The sequence below is a fragment of the Streptomyces sp. NPDC059851 genome (assembly GCF_042732005.1).
In the GTDB taxonomy this organism is placed as follows: domain Bacteria; phylum Actinomycetota; class Actinomycetes; order Streptomycetales; family Streptomycetaceae; genus Streptomyces.
In genome coordinates this window covers 96,273-112,685 of record NZ_JBHWJJ010000008.1, presented here as the reverse complement: position 1 = coordinate 112,685, position 16,413 = coordinate 96,273, and the positions used below count along the sequence as shown (strand labels likewise).

At 72.8% G+C, this 16,413-nt stretch carries 16 protein-coding genes and 1 pseudogene; 11 read left to right on the top strand and 6 right to left on the bottom strand.

Features of this window, described 5'->3' with window-relative positions:
- The first annotated feature begins 144 nt into the window (after positions 1-144).
- A complete protein-coding gene (locus ACFV7Q_RS04455) occupies positions 145-972 on the top strand; it encodes a potassium channel family protein (RefSeq protein WP_385423456.1) in 828 nt (275 codons plus the stop codon).
- On the opposite strand, the gene ACFV7Q_RS04450 is transcribed toward ACFV7Q_RS04455, so the two are convergent.
- Together ACFV7Q_RS04450 and ACFV7Q_RS04445 are read right to left on the bottom strand one after the other, a co-directional pair.
- Positions 953-1,483 (bottom strand): peptidase inhibitor family I36 protein, encoded by a 531-nt coding sequence (locus ACFV7Q_RS04450; RefSeq protein WP_385423454.1) that lies wholly within the window; start codon positions 1,481-1,483, stop codon positions 953-955. The genes ACFV7Q_RS04455 and ACFV7Q_RS04450 overlap by 20 nt on opposite strands.
- A gap of 285 nt (positions 1,484-1,768) precedes the next feature.
- A pseudogene (locus ACFV7Q_RS04445) lies at positions 1,769-3,375 on the bottom strand (MFS transporter).
- Positions 3,376-3,595: 220 nt separating this feature from the next.
- On the opposite strand from ACFV7Q_RS04445, the gene ACFV7Q_RS04440 reads away from it, so the two are divergent.
- From ACFV7Q_RS04440 to ACFV7Q_RS04430, 3 genes are all read left to right on the top strand, one after another.
- Entirely contained in the window at positions 3,596-4,240 is a 645-nt protein-coding gene (locus tag ACFV7Q_RS04440; RefSeq protein WP_385423452.1) for a TetR/AcrR family transcriptional regulator, read from the top strand.
- A gap of 316 nt (positions 4,241-4,556) precedes the next feature.
- Positions 4,557-5,696 carry an alpha/beta hydrolase gene (locus ACFV7Q_RS04435; RefSeq protein ID WP_385423468.1) on the top strand — a complete coding sequence of 380 codons (1,140 nt, stop codon included), beginning with the start codon at positions 4,557-4,559 and terminating at the stop codon, positions 5,694-5,696.
- 66 nt (positions 5,697-5,762) lie between these two features.
- Complete coding sequence (locus tag ACFV7Q_RS04430) at positions 5,763-6,626, top strand: DUF4429 domain-containing protein (protein ID WP_385423450.1); 864 nt, start codon at positions 5,763-5,765, stop codon at positions 6,624-6,626.
- A gap of 37 nt (positions 6,627-6,663) precedes the next feature.
- On the opposite strand, the gene ACFV7Q_RS04425 is transcribed toward ACFV7Q_RS04430, so the two are convergent.
- Positions 6,664-7,680 (bottom strand): aldo/keto reductase, encoded by a 1,017-nt coding sequence (locus tag ACFV7Q_RS04425; protein WP_385423448.1) that lies wholly within the window; start codon positions 7,678-7,680, stop codon positions 6,664-6,666.
- Positions 7,677-8,063 carry a MerR family transcriptional regulator gene (locus ACFV7Q_RS04420; protein ID WP_385423446.1) on the bottom strand — a complete coding sequence of 129 codons (387 nt, stop codon included), beginning with the start codon at positions 8,061-8,063 and terminating at the stop codon, positions 7,677-7,679. Before ACFV7Q_RS04420 ends, ACFV7Q_RS04425 begins: the two co-directional genes overlap by 4 nt.
- 70 nt (positions 8,064-8,133) lie before the next feature.
- On the opposite strand from ACFV7Q_RS04420, the gene ACFV7Q_RS04415 reads away from it, so the two are divergent.
- Positions 8,134-8,961, top strand: coding sequence for a serine hydrolase domain-containing protein (locus ACFV7Q_RS04415; protein WP_385423466.1), 828 nt, complete (start codon positions 8,134-8,136; stop codon positions 8,959-8,961).
- 24 nt (positions 8,962-8,985) lie between these two features.
- Here the strand turns inward: ACFV7Q_RS04415 and ACFV7Q_RS04410 are convergent, their stop codons facing one another.
- On the bottom strand, positions 8,986-9,639 hold the full coding sequence (locus ACFV7Q_RS04410) for a pirin family protein (RefSeq protein WP_385423444.1): 654 nt from the start codon (positions 9,637-9,639) through the stop codon (positions 8,986-8,988).
- Between the two features lie 69 nt (positions 9,640-9,708).
- On the opposite strand from ACFV7Q_RS04410, the gene ACFV7Q_RS04405 reads away from it, so the two are divergent.
- The 5 genes from ACFV7Q_RS04405 to fabF all read left to right on the top strand — a co-directional run bounded on the left by ACFV7Q_RS04405 (position 9,709) and on the right by fabF (position 14,596).
- Positions 9,709-10,914: a PucR family transcriptional regulator gene (locus ACFV7Q_RS04405; protein ID WP_385423443.1), complete on the top strand. Its 1,206-nt coding sequence runs from the start codon at positions 9,709-9,711 to the stop codon at positions 10,912-10,914.
- A gap of 89 nt (positions 10,915-11,003) precedes the next feature.
- Entirely contained in the window at positions 11,004-11,921 is a 918-nt protein-coding gene (locus tag ACFV7Q_RS04400; RefSeq protein WP_385423442.1) for an ACP S-malonyltransferase, read from the top strand.
- Positions 11,922-11,940: 19 nt separating this feature from the next.
- Positions 11,941-12,945, top strand: coding sequence for a ketoacyl-ACP synthase III (locus ACFV7Q_RS04395; RefSeq protein WP_385423440.1), 1,005 nt, complete (start codon positions 11,941-11,943; stop codon positions 12,943-12,945).
- 57 nt (positions 12,946-13,002) lie between these two features.
- Positions 13,003-13,251, top strand: coding sequence for an acyl carrier protein (locus ACFV7Q_RS04390; RefSeq protein ID WP_385423438.1), 249 nt, complete (start codon positions 13,003-13,005; stop codon positions 13,249-13,251).
- A gap of 79 nt (positions 13,252-13,330) precedes the next feature.
- On the top strand, positions 13,331-14,596 hold the full coding sequence (gene fabF / locus ACFV7Q_RS04385) for a beta-ketoacyl-ACP synthase II (protein ID WP_385423436.1): 1,266 nt from the start codon (positions 13,331-13,333) through the stop codon (positions 14,594-14,596).
- Positions 14,597-14,711: 115 nt separating this feature from the next.
- On the opposite strand, the gene ACFV7Q_RS04380 is transcribed toward fabF, so the two are convergent.
- Positions 14,712-15,206: a DUF3145 domain-containing protein gene (locus ACFV7Q_RS04380; protein ID WP_385423434.1), complete on the bottom strand. Its 495-nt coding sequence runs from the start codon at positions 15,204-15,206 to the stop codon at positions 14,712-14,714.
- Positions 15,207-15,458: 252 nt separating this feature from the next.
- Between ACFV7Q_RS04380 and ACFV7Q_RS04375 the strand changes: the two genes are divergently transcribed.
- A complete protein-coding gene (locus ACFV7Q_RS04375; protein ID WP_385423432.1) occupies positions 15,459-16,355 on the top strand; it encodes an SGNH/GDSL hydrolase family protein in 897 nt (298 codons plus the stop codon).
- Positions 16,356-16,413: the final 58 nt, after the last annotated feature.

The following is a 16,413-nucleotide window of genomic DNA, read 5'->3' as shown; positions in this document are numbered from 1 at the left end:
GGGGCCGGGGCCGCCCCTGGGGGGTGGGGGTGCGGCCGCGGGGGGGGGGGGGTGCGGGTGTGCGCCCCGGCCCGCCGGCCGTGCGACGGCGGTCGCACCGCTGCGCCCGCCAGTAAGCTTTACGCGTTCCTTACGATGCTCCGTATGAAGGAACCGTCCCCCCAGCTGCGGTGGGAGCAGCGGAGCCAGACCCCGCTGCTCGTCCTCGCCGTGGCGTTCGCCGTCGCCTATGCCGTGCCGATCGTGGTCCCCGACGCGAACGCCCGGGTGCACCGGGCGTGCACGGTCACCGAATGGGTGGTGTGGGCCGCGTTCGCCGCCGACTACCTGATCCGGCTGGGGCTCTCGGCCTCCAAGAAGGCCTTCGTCCGCACCCACTGGCTGGACCTGTTCGCGGTGGTGTTGCCGCTGGTCCAGCCGCTGCGGCTGTTGCGGCTGGTGTCCACCCTGCTGCTGGTGGGCCGACGCGCACGGATGGCGCCGCAGGTCCGGCTCACGACGTACGTGGCGGGCGCGGTGGTCGGGCTGATGATGTTCGGCTCGCTCGCGGTGCTGAGCGTGGAGCGGGACGCACCCGACGGCAACATCCGGAACCTGGGCGACGCCGTGTGGTGGAGTTTCACCACGATGACGACCGTCGGGTACGGCGACCACTCCCCCACCACCGGGCTGGGCCGGGTGCTCGCGGTCGGCCTGATGTTGTCCGGGATCGCCCTGCTCGGTGTGGTCACCGCGAACATTGCGGCCTGGTTCATCGCCCGCTTCGAGTTCGACGACCAGGCCGAGCGGGCGCAGACCGCGGCCATCGCCGAGCTGACCGCGGAGGTACGGGCCCTGCGCGCCGAGGTCGCCCGGCTGGGCGGGACCGCCCCGGGCGGTCAGCAGGCCGGGGTTCCGGCCCGGGCGCCCGAAGCGGACCCGGTGGGCGCGGTGCCGCCGGTGACGGGGGCCGCTAGCGTTCCCACACCTTGAAGGCGCGCACCAGGTACGGCGACTCCGGGAGCTGGACCCCGTCGCCGGGGTAGGTCTGGAACTCGCCCGTCTCGGCGCACTCGGCCGACTGGTAGGTGGTCACCGGCCGCCCGGTGCGGTTGACGAGGGACTGGACGCTGGTGCCCGCGGGCAGCGCGGTGCAGCTGTTGACGTCGAGGGTGCTCAGCTCGTGGGTGTGCCGCTTGCCCGTGAACCCGGGCTGCGCCCACAGGCACAGCTGCCCGGTCGCGCAGTGCACCGCCTTCCCCGCCGGCGGGCCCGCGGCGGGGCCGCCGGGTGCGGCATGCGCGGCGTGCGCCGGGCCGGACGCACCGGGGAGGAGGGCGACCACTGCCAGGGCGGCCGCGGCCAGGGCCGCACGGGCGCGCCCGGAGGCGGCGCGCGCCGTGGCCGTACCGGCCGGGGCCGGGGCAGCAGCGGTCGTACGGGCCGTGGTGCGGGCGGCGGCGGCGCGGGCAGGGATCGCACCTGCGGGGGAACTCGTACGCATGACGGGTCAACTCCTTGTGGACGGGGCCTCCCCGGACCGGTTCCGGAGCGGCTCGTCCACCACGCTGACCTGCGCGGACGGTCCGGCGGAAGGGAGCGCGGGCGGGTCCACCCGGATAGGCGACAGCCCCGCCGGAACCGTCCGGCGGGGCTGTGGCGCCCAGCGGGTTGACGCCCGTGCGCCCGCTCGCCCCCGCCCGTGCGCCGTTCGCCCCCGGCCCGTCGCCCCCCTGCCCCCCGGGGCCGCCGGGACGGCAGCGGGAGGGGCAAGAGGGCGGGGCCGGGCTCAGACGTGGGCCGCGCCCGCCCCCGCGGAGGCGTTCTCACCGCGCTTGGTGAAGCAGGCCACGACCGCGGCGAGCACCGCGACGACCCCGGCGACGGTGAAGGCGGTGCTCATGCCGGACACGAAGGTGTCGTGCGCCACCTTGGTGATGGCGTCGGCGACGGGCTGCGGCGCGCCCTCCGGGACCGGTGCGATGCCGACCTGGACCCCTTTCTCGACGAGGGCCTGCTGCTCCGGGGCGAGCGGCGGCAGCTCCGCGGCCCGCCAGTTGTCCCCGAACGAGTCACCGACCGTACGGGCCATGACCGCGCCGAGGACGGCGGTGCCGAGGCTGCCGCCGACCTGCATGGCGGCCTGCTGCAACCCTCCGGCCACACCGGACAGCTCCAGCGGGGCGTTGCCGACGATGACCTCGGTGGCGCCGACCATGACGGGGGCGAGGCCCACGCCGAGGAGGCAGAACCACAGCGACATCTCAAGGGTTCCGGTGCCGGGGGTGAGCCCGGACAGCCCGAAGCAGGCGGCGGCGGTGGCCACCATGCCGGCGACGAGCGGGATGCGCGGCCCGATCGCGGTGATGGCGGCGCCTGCCAGCGGCGAGCCGACGATCATCATGCCGGTCAGCGGCAGCAGGTGCAGGCCGCTGTCGACCGGGCTCATGCCGTGGACGTTCTGCAGGTAGAAGGTGACGAAGAACAGGCCGCCCATGAAGGCGAACGCCATCAGCACCATGAGCACGGTGCCCGCGGACAGCGGCAGCGAGCGGAACATCCCCAGCGGGATCAGCGGCTCGCCGGCCCTGCTCTCCCAGACGGCGAAGAGCACGAAGCAGACCACGGACCCGCCGAGGAACAGCAGGGTCCGGCTGTCCCCCCAGCCCCACTCCGAGGCCTTGATCAGCGCCCAGATGAGGGAGAACATCCCGACCGACAGCAGCAGGACGCCGGGGAGGTCGAAGGAGCGGGGGGCGTTCTCGGCACGGTGGTCGAGCAGGATGACCAGGCCGAAGGCCAGGGCGACGATGCCCACGGGCACGTTGACGAAGAAGACGGACTGCCAGCTGACGTGCTCCACGAGCAGGCCGCCCACGATGGGTCCGCCGGCGGTCGAGGCGCCGATGACCATGCCCCAGATCCCGATGGCCATGTTGAGCTTCTCGGCGGGGAAGGTGGCGCGCAGCAGGCCGAGCGCGGCGGGCATCAGCAGGGCGCCGAACAGGCCCTGGACCACGCGGAAGCCGATGAGGAGCTCGACGCTGGAGGACAGGCCGATCGCGGCGGACGCGCCGGCGAAGCCGACGATGCCGAGGAGGAAGGTCTGGCGGTGGCCGAACCGGTCGCCGAGTTTGCCGGCGGTGATGAGGGAGACGGCGAGCGCCAGCAGGTAGCCGTTGGTTATCCACTGGACGTCCGAGAGCGAGGCGCCGAGGTCCTTTTGGATCTCGGGGTTGGCGACGGCGACGATCGTGCCGTCCAGGGTGACCATCATGACGCCGATGGCCACGGCGAAGAGTGTTAACCAGGGGTGGCCGCGGAGCCCCGACCGGGCCGGTGCCCCGCCCGGCTCCTTGACGGGTGTCCGGTCGTCGACGGGCGTCCCGTCGCCACTGCCGTCGACGGTGATCTGATGAGTCATACGAGCAGGCTAGTGACAGCGACTGACACTTCACAAACGGCTTAACGGGGCAGTGGCTGTCAGGTCCGTCACAGGTACCCTGACCGCTTACTCGGCGTCAGGCCGGGCCCGGTGGCGGCGCGTTGGCACCCCTGAGCCCTGCACCCGGACCGGCCGTGGACCGTAACCAGCCCTGAAAGGACTCCCGCGGTGATGACCGACGAGCGGCCGGCGGCGGCACCCGGACTGCGCGAACGCAAGAAGCGGCGCACCCGGGACGCGTTGCTGCGGGCCGCCCTCCTCCTCTTCATCTCGCAGGGGTACGAGCAGACCACCGTCGACGAGATCACCGACGCCGTGGACGTCTCCCAGCGCACCTTCTTCCGCTACTTCGCGAACAAGGAGGAGGTCGCCTTCGCCGCCCAGGAGCTGGCCGAATCGCACCTCCTCGCCGCGCTGCGGGCCCGGCCGGCCGCCGAGGGCCCCCTCACCGCGCTGCGGGCCGCCGTGCGCGACACGTGGGACACCCTCGACGAGGCCCTGTCCGAGGTGGTCCCGTTCGACCTCTACATGCGCACCTACCAGCTCATCGAGTCGACCCCGGCACTGCTCGCGGTCCACCTGCGCCGGTGCACCGAACTGGAGGAGCACATCGCCCGGCTGATCGCTGAGCGCGAGGGCCTTGACGTGGACGCCGACCCGCGCCCCCGGGTGGCCGTCGCCGCGTTCTCGGGTGTGATGCGGGTCACCGGACGGCTGTGGGGGCAGGGCGGGGACGCCAGCGTCGCCGCCCTGCGGGACATGACCGACGCCTACCTCGACCGGATCGGCCCGGCGCTCGCCGCTGACTGGCGCTGACACCGGGGCGCCGCAGGCGGGCCTTCGGGACCCCCGTCGCCGTGAGCCGGGTCACCGTGGCCCGCCTCCCCCGTGAGCCGGTCACCATGGGCCGCCTCCCCCGTCAGCGGGGTCACCGTGAGCCCGGTCACCGTGAGCCCGGTCACCGTGTGCCGGCTCACCCCGTGGTCCCCATCACCCTGTGCCTCAGGGCCGGTTCCGGTCTCATAGGCTGGTCCCAGTGAACCTGCCCGGCCTCGCCCACCCCACCGCCGTCGGCGCCGATCCGCGCCCGGCCGTCCTGCGCATCCTGCTCGCACTGGCGGTCGTCTTCATCATGCTGGCGACCACCGGCTGGACCTCCGTGCACCGGCCCGACGCGGGCACCACGCTGCGCGCCGCCGCCCTCACCGCCTGGTCCACGGCCCGGATCGACGGCCGGCCCGTACCGCCCGCCGACGCCCCCGTGCGCACGGTGACCCGGTTCTTCGCCGACATCGACGCCGGCCAGCGGGCCCGGCTCGCCGACGCCCACCCGTTCGTCGTCGGCAACCTCGACGGGGCTCCCGCCGCGCTGCGCTACCGCGCCAACCTGCGCGCCCTCGGCCTGGCGGAGAAGGCCGAGCAGGCCCGCGGCCACGACGTCAGCCTGACGCCGGCCGACCGCAACTCGGCCGTCCGCCGCGCCCACCGCTTCGCGTCCCTCGCCGAACCCGGCCGCCAGATCCTCGCGTTCAACCCCACCGGCGGCGGCCGGGTCGCCGAGGTCTTCGGCGACCTCGACCGGGCCGAGCGGGTCTCGGTGATCGTCCCCGGCGTGGACACCGACGTCCTCACCTTCGAGCGCACGCAGCGCCGGCTGACCGCCCCGGTCGGCATGGCGCAGTCGCTGTACGCGGCCGAGCGCGCCGCGGCTCCGGACAGCCGGACCGCGGTCATCGCCTGGGCCGACTACACCGCCCCGTCCGGGGTCGGCATGGACGCGGCCACCGGGCGGATGGCCGTGGACGGCGCCGTTCGGCTGCAGGCGCTGGCGGCGTCGCTGCCGGGGGACGCGAGCGTGGCGCTGTTCTGCCACAGCTACGGTTCGGTGGTGTGCGGGGTCGCCGCGCACGCGCTGCCCCCCCGGGTGACGGACGTCGTCGTGGCGGGCAGCCCGGGCATGCGCGCGGGCTCGGTGGCCGAACTGGGCACCTCGGCCCGCGTGTGGGCCACCCGGGACTCCGGTGACTGGATCGCGGACGTACCGCACCTGGAGGTCGGCGGTTTGGGACACGGTGCGGACCCGGTGTCGCCGGAGTTCGGCGCGCGGCTGCTGTCCTCGGCGGGGGCCAAGCGACACACCGGCTATTTCGAGCCAGGTACGGGCTCCCTGGACAACTTCGCCAAAATCGGAACCGGCACCTTCGACTCCGTTGTCTGCGCGACCGGGGACGATGCCTGCCGCCGTGGAATTTCCGGGACAGACGCGGACTGACACGCGTAGAGCCGTGGAAAACGGGCCCCGTACCGAGGGGGACGCGCGGGGGCGTATCCCCTTACCATGTGCCGCATGGGTGACGTACTGGCCGGAAATCATGCCGCCTGGGAGTTCGACTCGGACTCGGTGCTCATCCGCTTCAACCGGGGGATGCGAACGCCAAGGCTCTGGAACGCCCTCGGGGCGCGGCGGATCCCTTTCGAGGCGCTGTCCGCAGCGGAGCTCACCGCCCGTCCGACCACGGGCAGACGCGAGGCGGTGGTACTGCAGGCCGTGCCGAGACCGGGCGCGGATCCGCTGATGGAGGCCGCCGCAGGACAGCTGCGCGCGGTCTGCGACCCGTACCGTCTGGTGGTGCCGGGTGACCGGGCGGAGCAGGCGCGGGAGTTCGTCGACCGGCTGCGCGAGCGGCTGGGCCCCGAGGCGGACGAGCCGGCCGAGCGCTTCCTCGTGCCGGTGGCGGAACCGCCGCTCCAGCTGAAGGCGTACGACGCGCGCGTGGGCTTCGACGGCTCGGCCGTCAGCTTCCAGTGGTCGCGCACGGGCGCCACCGGCACCAAGTGGAAGGCGGGGGACCAGCGTTACCCGCTCTCGGAGCTGGCCGGCGTCGAATGGCGTTCGCCGGAGGGGCCGGGCGGTCACCTGCGGCTCATACGCCGGGACGACACCGGGGCCGACCCGCGGCCGGACCACGACCTCGCCACCGCCGTGTTCGGCACCGGGTACGGGGCGGTGCACGAGTCGCTGCCGTTCGCCGCGGCCGTGCTCGCCGGGATGCGGGTGCGCACCCCGGTCGCCTCGGTGCCGGCGCGACGCACGGACGAGCGCCTGCACCACCTGAGCGAGCTGCACAGCGCGGGCCTGTTGACGGACGCGGAGTACTCGGCCCTGCGGGATCGTTTCTCCACCGACCTCTCCGAGACGTAGCGCCGGCGCCCCCGCGGCGCCCCGCCCCTCGTCGCGGCTACGCCTCGCGGGCCGCCGAGGTGAAGGTCATGTCCGGGTGGCGGTCCCCGGAGACCTGGCCGGCGATCGGCTCCAGCAGGGCCAGCTCCGGCTCCGTCAGCGTGATCCGGGTCGCGGCGGTGTTCTCCGCGAGCCGTTCCGGCCGGCGGGTGCCCGGGATCGGGACCACCGTCAGCCCGTGCGCCCGCGCCCGCTGCTGCACCCAGGCCAGCGCGATCTGCGCCGGGGTGGCCCCGTGGGCCCGCGCGACCTGCCGCACCGGCTCCAGCAGCGCAGTGTTGGCCTTGGCGTTGGCGCCGGTGAACCGCGGCTGGAGGAGGCGGAAGTCACCCTGCGACAGCTCCGCCGCGTCCGCGAAGGCGCCGGTCAGGAAGCCGCGGCCGAGCGGGGAGTACGGCACGAAGGCCACGCCGAGCTCCGCCGCCGCGCCCACCGCGCTGCGCTCCACGTCCCGGCTGAACAACGACCACTCCGACTGGAGGGCCGCGATCGGGTGCACCGCGCACGCCTCCCGCAGCTCCGCCCCGGTGACCTCGCTGAGCCCCAGGTGGCGCACCTTGCCCTCCTGAACCAGCTCCGACATGGCGCCCACCGACTCGGCGAACGGCACCGACGGGTCGTGACGGTGCATGTAGTACAGGTCGATCACATCGGTGCCGAGGCGCCGCAGGCTGTCCTCCACCGCCCTGCGGAGGTACGCCCGGTCGTTGCGCACGCCCCGGTACTGCGGGTCGTCGGTGCGCTCGATGCCGAACTTGGTGGCGAGGGTGATCCTTTCGCGGTGGGCGGCGACGAAGGGTGCGAGGAACTCCTCGTTGCGGCCCCGACCGTAGACGTCCGCGGTGTCGAAGAGGGTGACCCCGGCGTCGAGCGCCGCCCAGAGCGTGGCGCGGGCCGCCTCCTCGTCCGTCTCCCCGTAGAACTCGCTCATGCCCATGCAGCCGAGGCCCTGGATGCCGACCCGTGGGCCGCCCGAGCCGAGTTCGGTCTGCTCGATGGTGGTGTTCTGCGTCACTCGCGTGCCGCCTTCCCCGTGTAGAGATCGATCTTGAAGTCGAGTACGGCGAGCGCGTCGGTCAGCTCCGCGATCCGCGCCCGCACGTCGCGCCGGGTCCGCTCCAGCAGTTCTCGCCGCCGGTCGACGGTGTGCTCGCCCTCGCGGACCAGTTCGGCGTAGGTGACCATGTCGGCCACGGACATCCCGGTGGCGCGCAGCTTGCCCACGAAGGACAGCCAGCGCAGGTCGGTGTCGCTGAAGCGCCGCTGCCCCGAGTGGGACCGGTCCACGTGCGGCATCAGGCCGATCCGCTCGTACCAGCGCAGGGTGTGCTGGCTCAGCCCGGTCAGGGCCTCGACCTCGCTGATCGTGTACCGCGTCTGCGTCCCTGTCAGGCTCATGACGCCCACGCTAGAACCCTTGAGCGCACTCCAAGCAAGTAGGCTCGGCGGCATGGAGAGCGTGGAGACCCTGGACAGCCTGCGGATCATCGACAACTGGCCGGTGCCGACCGCCGCGGCGGCCGTCGTGCGGTCCGACGGGAGCCTGGCGGGCTCCCACGGGCCCGTCGACCACCGGTTCGCGCTGGCCTCGGTGACCAAGCCGCTCGCGGCGTACGCCGCACTCGTCGCGTACGAGGAGGGAGCGGTCGAGCTGGACGAGCCCGCGGGCCCCGAGGGTGCGACGGTGCGTCACCTCCTGGCGCACACCAGCGGCCTGGCCTTCGACGAGCACCGGGTCATGGCCGCGCCCGGGACGCGCCGGCTGTACTCGAACGCCGGCTTCGAGGTGCTCGGCGACCACATCACCAAGGCCACCGGCATCCCCTTCGCCGCATACGTGCACCAGGCGGTGTTCGAGCCGCTCGGCATGGCCTCGACCACCCTGGAGGGCTCGCCCGCCAAGGACGGCGTCTCCACCGTGTCGGACCTGGTCCGCTTCGCCGCCGAGCTGCAGGCGCCCCGCCTGCTCGACCCGCGCACGGTCGCCGAGGCCACCGCCACGGTCCACCCCGGCCTCAAGGGCGTGCTCCCCGGCTACGGGCACCAAGCCCCGAACGACTTCGGGCTCGGCCTGGAGATCCGCGGCGCCAAGAGCCCGCACTGGACGGGTTCCTCCTCCTCGCCGGGCACCTTCGGCCACTTCGGCCAGGCCGGCACCTTCCTGTGGGTGGACCCCGCCGCGCGTGCCGCCTGCGTGGTGCTGACGGACCGGGCCTTCGGCCCGTGGGCCGTGGAGGCCTGGCCGCCCTTCACGGACGGCGTCCTCGCCGAGCTCTCCGGCCCGCTCCACCGCTGAGCGGGGAACGGGGCCGGGCGGGGACTACCCGAGTTCCCAGATCAGCAGTTCCCCGGGGGACCCCGCCACGGCCTGGAGGCCCTGCTCGCCGGTGATCCGGGCCGAATCCCCGGGGCCGAGCTCCACCCCGTCCAACCGCAGGTCACCGCGGACCACGTGCAGGTAGACGCGCTCCGCGGCGGGGACGTCCACGTGCTCACCCGCACCCGGGCGCCGGACGTGCAGGACGGCCCCGGCCGCGGGGACCTCGTACGGGGTGCCGTCGGCGAGCCCGCGGACCAGTCGGTACGCGGGCTCCCCGCCGGGGGCCAGCGGCGCGAGCCAGGTCTGCACGAAGCGCAGCGGCTCGGCGCCGTCGTTGCGCTCGACGTGCCGGGCACCGGATCCGGCGCCGAGGTGCTGCACGTCGCCGTGGCGGACCACGGCCTCCTCGCCGGTGCTGCCCTTGTGCGTCAACTCACCCTCGATGACCCAGGTGACGATCTCGGTGTGGCTGTGCGCGTGCTCCTCGAACCCGGCGCCCGGGGCGAGGGCCTCCTCGTTGCAGGCCAGGAGCGGGCCGAAGCGCAGGTTGTCCGGGTCGTAGAAGCTCCCGAAGGAGAAGGCGTGCCGGGTGCTGATCCCCGCCTCGGGATCACCACCCGGGTACCGGTCGGCACCGCGGCGTACATCAATCATGTGCCCACGGTAGACCTTGGGTGTGAGGCCGCACTCCGCGCCGCCGTCCCGATAAGGCAGTCTTGTCCCGTGCCCCAACCCGAACGTGAGCATTCCCCCGCGCATCGCACTGCCGCCCATCCGCATGCCGCGACGCTGCGCCGACTGGAGAAGTCCTCCGGCCGGCTCGCCGCGAACGCGATCGCACGCATGGACGAGACCCTGCCGTGGTACCGGGCGATGCCCCCGGAGAACCGGTCCTGGATCGGCCTGGTCGCCCAGGCCGGTATCGCCGCGTTCACCGAATGGTTCCGGCACCCCGAGACCCCGCAGGCGATCTCCACCGACGTGTTCGGGACGGCGCCGCGCGAACTGACCCGGGCGATCACGCTGCGCCAGACCGTCGAGATGGTCCGCACCACGATCGAGGTCATGGAGGCCGCGATCGAGGAGGTGGCGGCCCCGGGCGACGAGTCGATCCTGCGCGAGGCCCTGCTGGTGTACGCCCGCGAGATCGCGTTCGCGACGGCCCAGGTGTACGCGCAGGCCGCCGAGGCGCGCGGGGCGTGGGACGCCCGGCTGGAGTCCCTGGTGGTGAACGCGGTGCTGTCCGGGGAGGCCGACGAGGGCGCGCTCTCGCGGGCCGCGGCCCTCGGCTGGAACTCGCCGGAGCACGTGTGCGTGGTGCTCGGCACCGCGCCGGAGGGCGACAGCGAGCTGACCGTGGAGGCGATCCGGCGGGCGGCCCGGCACCACAAGCTGCAGGTCCTCACCGGTGTGCTCGGCGACCGGCTGGTGGTGATCGCGGGCGGCAGCGACAATCCGCTCCAGGTCGCGAAGTCGCTGATCGGCCCGTTCGCCGCGGGCCCGGTGGTTGCGGGCCCGGTGGTCGCGGACCTGCTGAACGCGACCCGGTCCGCGCAGGCGGCCGCGGCCGGTCTGAAGGCCTGTTCGGCCTGGCAGGACGCCCCGCGGCCGGTGCTCGCGGACGATCTCCTGCCCGAGCGCGCGATCGCCTCGGATCCCTCTGCCCGGGAGCAGCTGGTGGAGGAGATCTACAGACCGCTGGAGGAGGCGGGGTCGGCGCTGCTGGAGACGCTGAGCGTCTACCTGGAGCAGGCGAGCAGTCTGGAGGGGGCGGCGCGGATGCTGTTCGTGCACCCGAACACGGTGCGCTACCGGCTCCGACGTGTGACCGACGTCACCGGCTGGTCGCCTTCCGATGTCCGCTCGGCGTTCACGTTGCGGATCGCCCTGATCCTCGGGCGTCTGGCTGACAACGATCAGCAGTCCTAGACTTTTGTCGGACTTCAACAATTACCCTGACGGTTCTTGGTCCCTGTCCCCACGGGCGGCTGGGACCCTCGACAAGAGAGAGTGTGAGGGTGCTCGTACTCGTCGCTCCCGGCCAAGGCGCACAGACGCCCGGCTTCCTGACCCCCTGGCTCGAACTGCCCGGCGCCGCTGACCGTGTCGCCGCGTGGTCGGAGGCCATCGGGCTCGACCTCGCCCACTACGGCACGAAGGCGGACGCGGACGAGATCCGCGACACCGCCGTGGCCCAGCCGCTGCTCGTCGCCGCGGGTCTGCTCGCCGCCTCGGAGCTGGGCTCCCGTACGGCCTTCGGCGCCGTCGCGGGCCACAGCGTCGGGGAGATCACCGCCGCCGCGTACGCGGGCGTCCTCTCCGACGCCGACGCGCTGTCCTTCGTCCGGACCCGGGGTCTGGCGATGGCCGAGGCCGCCGCCGTCACCGAGACCGGCATGGCCGCGGTGCTGGGCGGGGACCGGGACGTGGTCGTCGCGCACCTGGAGAAGCTGGGTTTGACCCCCGCCAACATCAACGGCGCGGGCCAGATCGTGGCCGCCGGCACCAAGGAGCAGATCGACGCCCTGGTCGCCGAGAAGCCCGAGGGCTCCGTGAAGGTCGTCGCGCTGCAGGTCGCGGGCGCCTTCCACACGCACCACATGGCTCCCGCGGTCGCCACGCTGGACGGGGCCGCCAAGGCCCTGGCCCCGGCCGACCCGGAGCTGAAGTACGTCTCGAACAAGGACGGCCAGGTCGTCACCTCGGGCGCCGAGGTCGTCGCCCGCCTGGTGGGCCAGGTCGCGAACCCGGTCCGCTGGGACCTGTGCATGGAGACGTTCGCCGCACTCGGCGTCACCGGGCTCGTCGAGCTCAGCCCGGGCGGCACCCTGACGGGTCTGGCCAAGCGCGCGCTCAAGGGCGTGCCGAACGTGGCCCTGAAGACCCCGGACGATCTCGACAAGGCCGCGGCGCTCATCGCCGAGCACTCGGCCTGAGAGAAGGAGCCCACACAGCATGTCGAAGATCAAGCCTGCCCAGGGCTCCCCGTACGCCCGCATCGTCGGCGTCGGCGGCTACCGCCCCTCCCGGGTGGTCTCCAACGACGTCATCCTGGAGAAGATCGACTCCTCCGACGAGTGGATCCGCTCCCGCTCGGGCATCGCGAGCCGGCACTGGGCCTCGGCAGAGGAGACCGTCGCCGCGATGTCGGTGGAGGCCTCCGGCAAGGCGCTGGCCGATGCCGGTGTCTCTCCGGAGCAGATCGGCGCCGTGATCGTCTCGACGGTCTCCCACTTCCGGCAGACCCCGGCGGTCGCGACCGAGATCGCGCACCGGATCGGCGCGGTCAAGCCGGCCGCGTTCGACATCTCGGCGGGCTGTGCCGGCTTCGGCTACGGCCTGACCCTCGCCAAGGGCCTCGTCATCGAGGGCTCGGCCCAGTACGTGCTGGTCATCGGCGTGGAGCGGCTGTCGGACCTGACCGACCTGGAGGACCGCGCGACGGCCTTCCTGTTCGGTGACGGCGCCGGCGCCGTGGTCGTCGGCCCCTCGGACGTGCCGGCCATAGGCCCCACGGTGTGGGGCTCGGAGGGCGACAAGTCCGAGACGATCAAGCAGACCGTGCCGTGGGACGAGTACCTCGGCAAGGACGCCGGCGAGAAGTTCCCGGCCATCACGCAGGAGGGCCAGGCGGTGTTCCGCTGGGCCGTCTTCGAGATGGCGAAGGTGGCCCAGCAGGCGCTCGACGCCGCCGGGATCGCCCCGGGTGACCTGGACGTCTTCATTCCGCACCAGGCCAACATGCGGATCATCGATTCGATGGTGAAGACCCTCAAGCTGCCGGAGCACGTCACGGTCGCCCGTGACGTGGAAACCACCGGCAACACGTCGGCCGCCTCGATCCCGCTCGCAATGGAGCGGCTCCTGGCGACCGGAGCGGCGAAGAGCGGCGACACCGCGCTCGTCATCGGCTTCGGGGCGGGGCTCGTCTACGCCGCGACGGTCGTTACCCTCCCCTAGGGCCCGGAACCACATCCCGGCCTGTTTCACCGCAGTCAGCTACAGAAGGAGCGCCACATGGCCGCCACGCAGGAAGAGATCGTCGAGGGTCTGGCGGAGATCGTCAACGAGATCGCCGGTATCCCGGTCGAGGACGTCGAGATCGACAAGTCGTTCACCGACGACCTGGACGTCGACTCCCTCTCCATGGTCGAGGTCGTCGTCGCCGCCGAAGAGCGCTTCGACGTCAAGATCCCGGACGAGGACGTCAAGGGCCTCCGGACCGTCGGTGACGCTGCCGACTACATCCTGAAGCACCAGGCCTGAGCCTGACGAGCGTTTGTCGCCACCCGGCGGTGGCGCCGTGACAATTCAGCACCCCCTGAGACGTGGAGAAAGAATTCCTGTGAGCCCGACCAATCGCACCGTGGTCGTCACCGGTATCGGCGCAACCACTCCGCTGGGTGGCGACAGCGCTTCGACCTGGGAAGGTCTGCTCGCCGGCCGTTCCGGCGTCAAGCCCCTGGAGGGCGAGCGCTTCGCCGAACTCCCGGTCCGTATTGCCGCCCCGGTCGCCGTCGACCCGAGCGAGGTCCTCCCGAAGCCGCTCGCGCGCAAGCTGGACCGCTCGGCCCAGTTCGCCGTCATCGCGGCCCGCGAGGCCTGGGCCGACGCCGGCTACAAGGCCCCGGCGGGCGAGGACGAGTCCGTCGCGCCGGACCGCCTGGGCACCGTGATCGCCTCCGGTATCGGCGGTGTCACCACCCTGCTCGACCAGTACGACGTACTGAAGGAAAAGGGTGTGCGCCGGGTCTCCCCGCACACCGTCCCCATGCTCATGCCGAACGGCCCGTCGGCCAACGTCGGCCTGGAGGTCAACGCCCAGGCGGGCGTGCACACCCCGGTCAGCGCCTGCGCCTCCGGAGCCGAAGCCATCGGCTACGCCGTCGAGATGATCCGCACCGGCCGCGCCGACGTGGTCGTCGCGGGCGGCACCGAGGCGGCGATCCACCCGCTGCCGATCGCCGCGTTCGCCAACATGATGGCGATGTCCAAGAACAACGAGAACCCGCAGCTGGCCTCCCGCCCGTACGACAAGGACCGTGACGGCTTCGTCCTCGGCGAGGGCGCGGGCGTCGTGGTGCTGGAGTCCGCGGAGCACGCCGCCGCGCGCGGTGCCCGCGTCTACTGCGAGGTGCTGGGACAGGGCCTGTCCGCGGACAGCCACCACATCGCGCAGCCGGAGCCGACCGGCCGCGGCGTCGCCGCCGCCGTGCAGAACCTGCTCGACAACACGGGCCTGAACCCGGCCGAGCTGGTCCACGTCAACGCCCACGCCACGTCGACCCCGCAGGGCGACACGGCCGAGGTGAAGGCCCTGCGCAAGGTCCTGGGCGACGACCTCGACCACATCGCCATCTCCGCGACCAAGTCGATGACCGGCCACCTGCTCGGCGGCGCCGGCGGTATCGAGACCGTCGCGACCGTGCTGGCGCTCTACCACCGGACCGCCCCGCCGACGATCAACATCGACGAGCTGGACGAGGACATCGACGCGGACATCGTCCGCGGCGAGCCGCGCGAGCTGCCCGCCGAGGGCCCGATCGCCGCGATCAACAACTCGTTCGGCTTCGGCGGCCACAACGTCACGCTGGCGTTCCGCAGCGTCTGACCCCGAGGGGGCGCCGTCCGCCGCGCCGCGCGCGGACGCCGCACCACCCCTACGCGAGAGGCCCACCCGGGATCCACGGGTGGGCCTCTCGCGTCGCCGCGTGCCGCTCGGGCAGCTACACGACCTGGTGGAGCCAGCGCACGGGCGCGCCCTCGCCGGCGTACCGGAAGGGCTCCAGTTCGTCGTCCCAGGGCTTGCCGAGCAGCCGGGAGATCTCCGCTTCCAGGTCGGTCTCGCCGAGCGCGGAGCGGGCGAGGGCGGCGCGCAGCCGGTCCTCGGGGATCAGGATGTCGCCGTGCAGGCCGGTGACGGCGTGGAAGATGCCGAGGTCCGGTGTGGAACTGTAGCGCTCGCCCTCGGCGGTGGCGCAGGGTTCGGCGGTCACTTCGAAGCGCAGCAGGTGCCAGCCGCGCAGTGCGGAGGCGAGCTTCGACGCGGTGCCCGCCTCGGCCTGCCAGGAGAACTCCGCTCTCCAAGTGCCCGGAGAGGCGGGCTGCCGGATCCAGTCGAGGTTCACCCGCACCCCGAGCACGCCCGCAACGGCCCATTCCACGTGCGGGCAGAGCGCGCGCGGAGCGGAATGCACGTACAGAACTCCACGTGTCGTCACCGGGACCTCCAGTGTGGGACGAGGTCGGGAATAAACTCCAGAAAACGGACAGAATGTGACGTGATGTAATGTAACGGAAACAATCAGACATTGCGCTGCGGGGCCTGCGGCCGAAACGCCACGGGGGAAAAGCTACCGTGCGGCAGGGGCCATGGTGTGTCGTACGGTCGGTCCGAGGCCGCCAAACCCAGAGCTTTCACTCAGCAGGACGCCCCCCGTGAGGACGCGGGGCGACGAGGAGGGGACCACCCGATGCGCACCACCGCCCCCGGACGCCGCACGCGACGCACACGCGCGGGCACGGGTGCGACCCTGGCCCTCCTGGCCGGGGTGCTGACCGGGTGTCAGGCGGCCGCGGTCCCCGAGCAGGGGGAGCGGGGCGCGCAGGCCGCGCCGCGCTGGAACACCGCGCCCGCGTCGATCGCCGCCGTCGGAGACTCCATCACCCGTGGCTTCGACGCCTGCTCGGTACTGGCCGACTGCCCGGAGGTCTCCTGGGCCACCGGGAGCGACCCCGCGGTCCGCTCCCTCGCCGCCCGGCTGCTCGGGGACGCGCAGGTGGCGGCACGCAGCTGGAACCACGCGGTCACCGGCTCGCGGATGGCTGACCTGGAAGGACAGCTGGCCTCGGCGGCCGAGCACAAGCCCGACCTGGTCACGGTCATGGTCGGCTCGAACGACGCGTGCCGTCCGTCGACTTCGACGATGACCCCCGTGGCGGAGTTCCGGGCGGGCTTCGAGAAGGCCCTCCGCACGCTGCGGGCGTCGTCGCCCGCCTCCCAGGTGTACGTCTCCAGCGTGCCGGACCTCCAGCGGCTGTGGCAGCAGGGCAAGGACAGTCCGATGGTGCGTCAGGTGTGGAAGTTGGGCATCTGCCAGTCGATGCTCGCGGATCCACTGTCGTCCGCGGCCACGGCGACGGCCAGGCGCGAGCAGGTGCGGGCGCGGGTGGTCGAGTACAACGAGGTGCTCCGCGAGGTCTGCGGGAAGGACGCACTGTGCCGCTACGACGGCGGCGCCGTGTTCCAGTACCCCTTCGCCGCCGACCAGTTGAGCCACTGGGACTGGTTCCACCCCGGCAGGGTCGGGCAGGCTCGGCTCGCGGAACTGGCGCACCGCCAGGTGACCGCCGCCGAACCCCCGCGCTGACCGCCCCGCTCCCCCTCCCCGACCGGTTTCAGGGGTGCTTTCCGGCCACCGGCCTCCC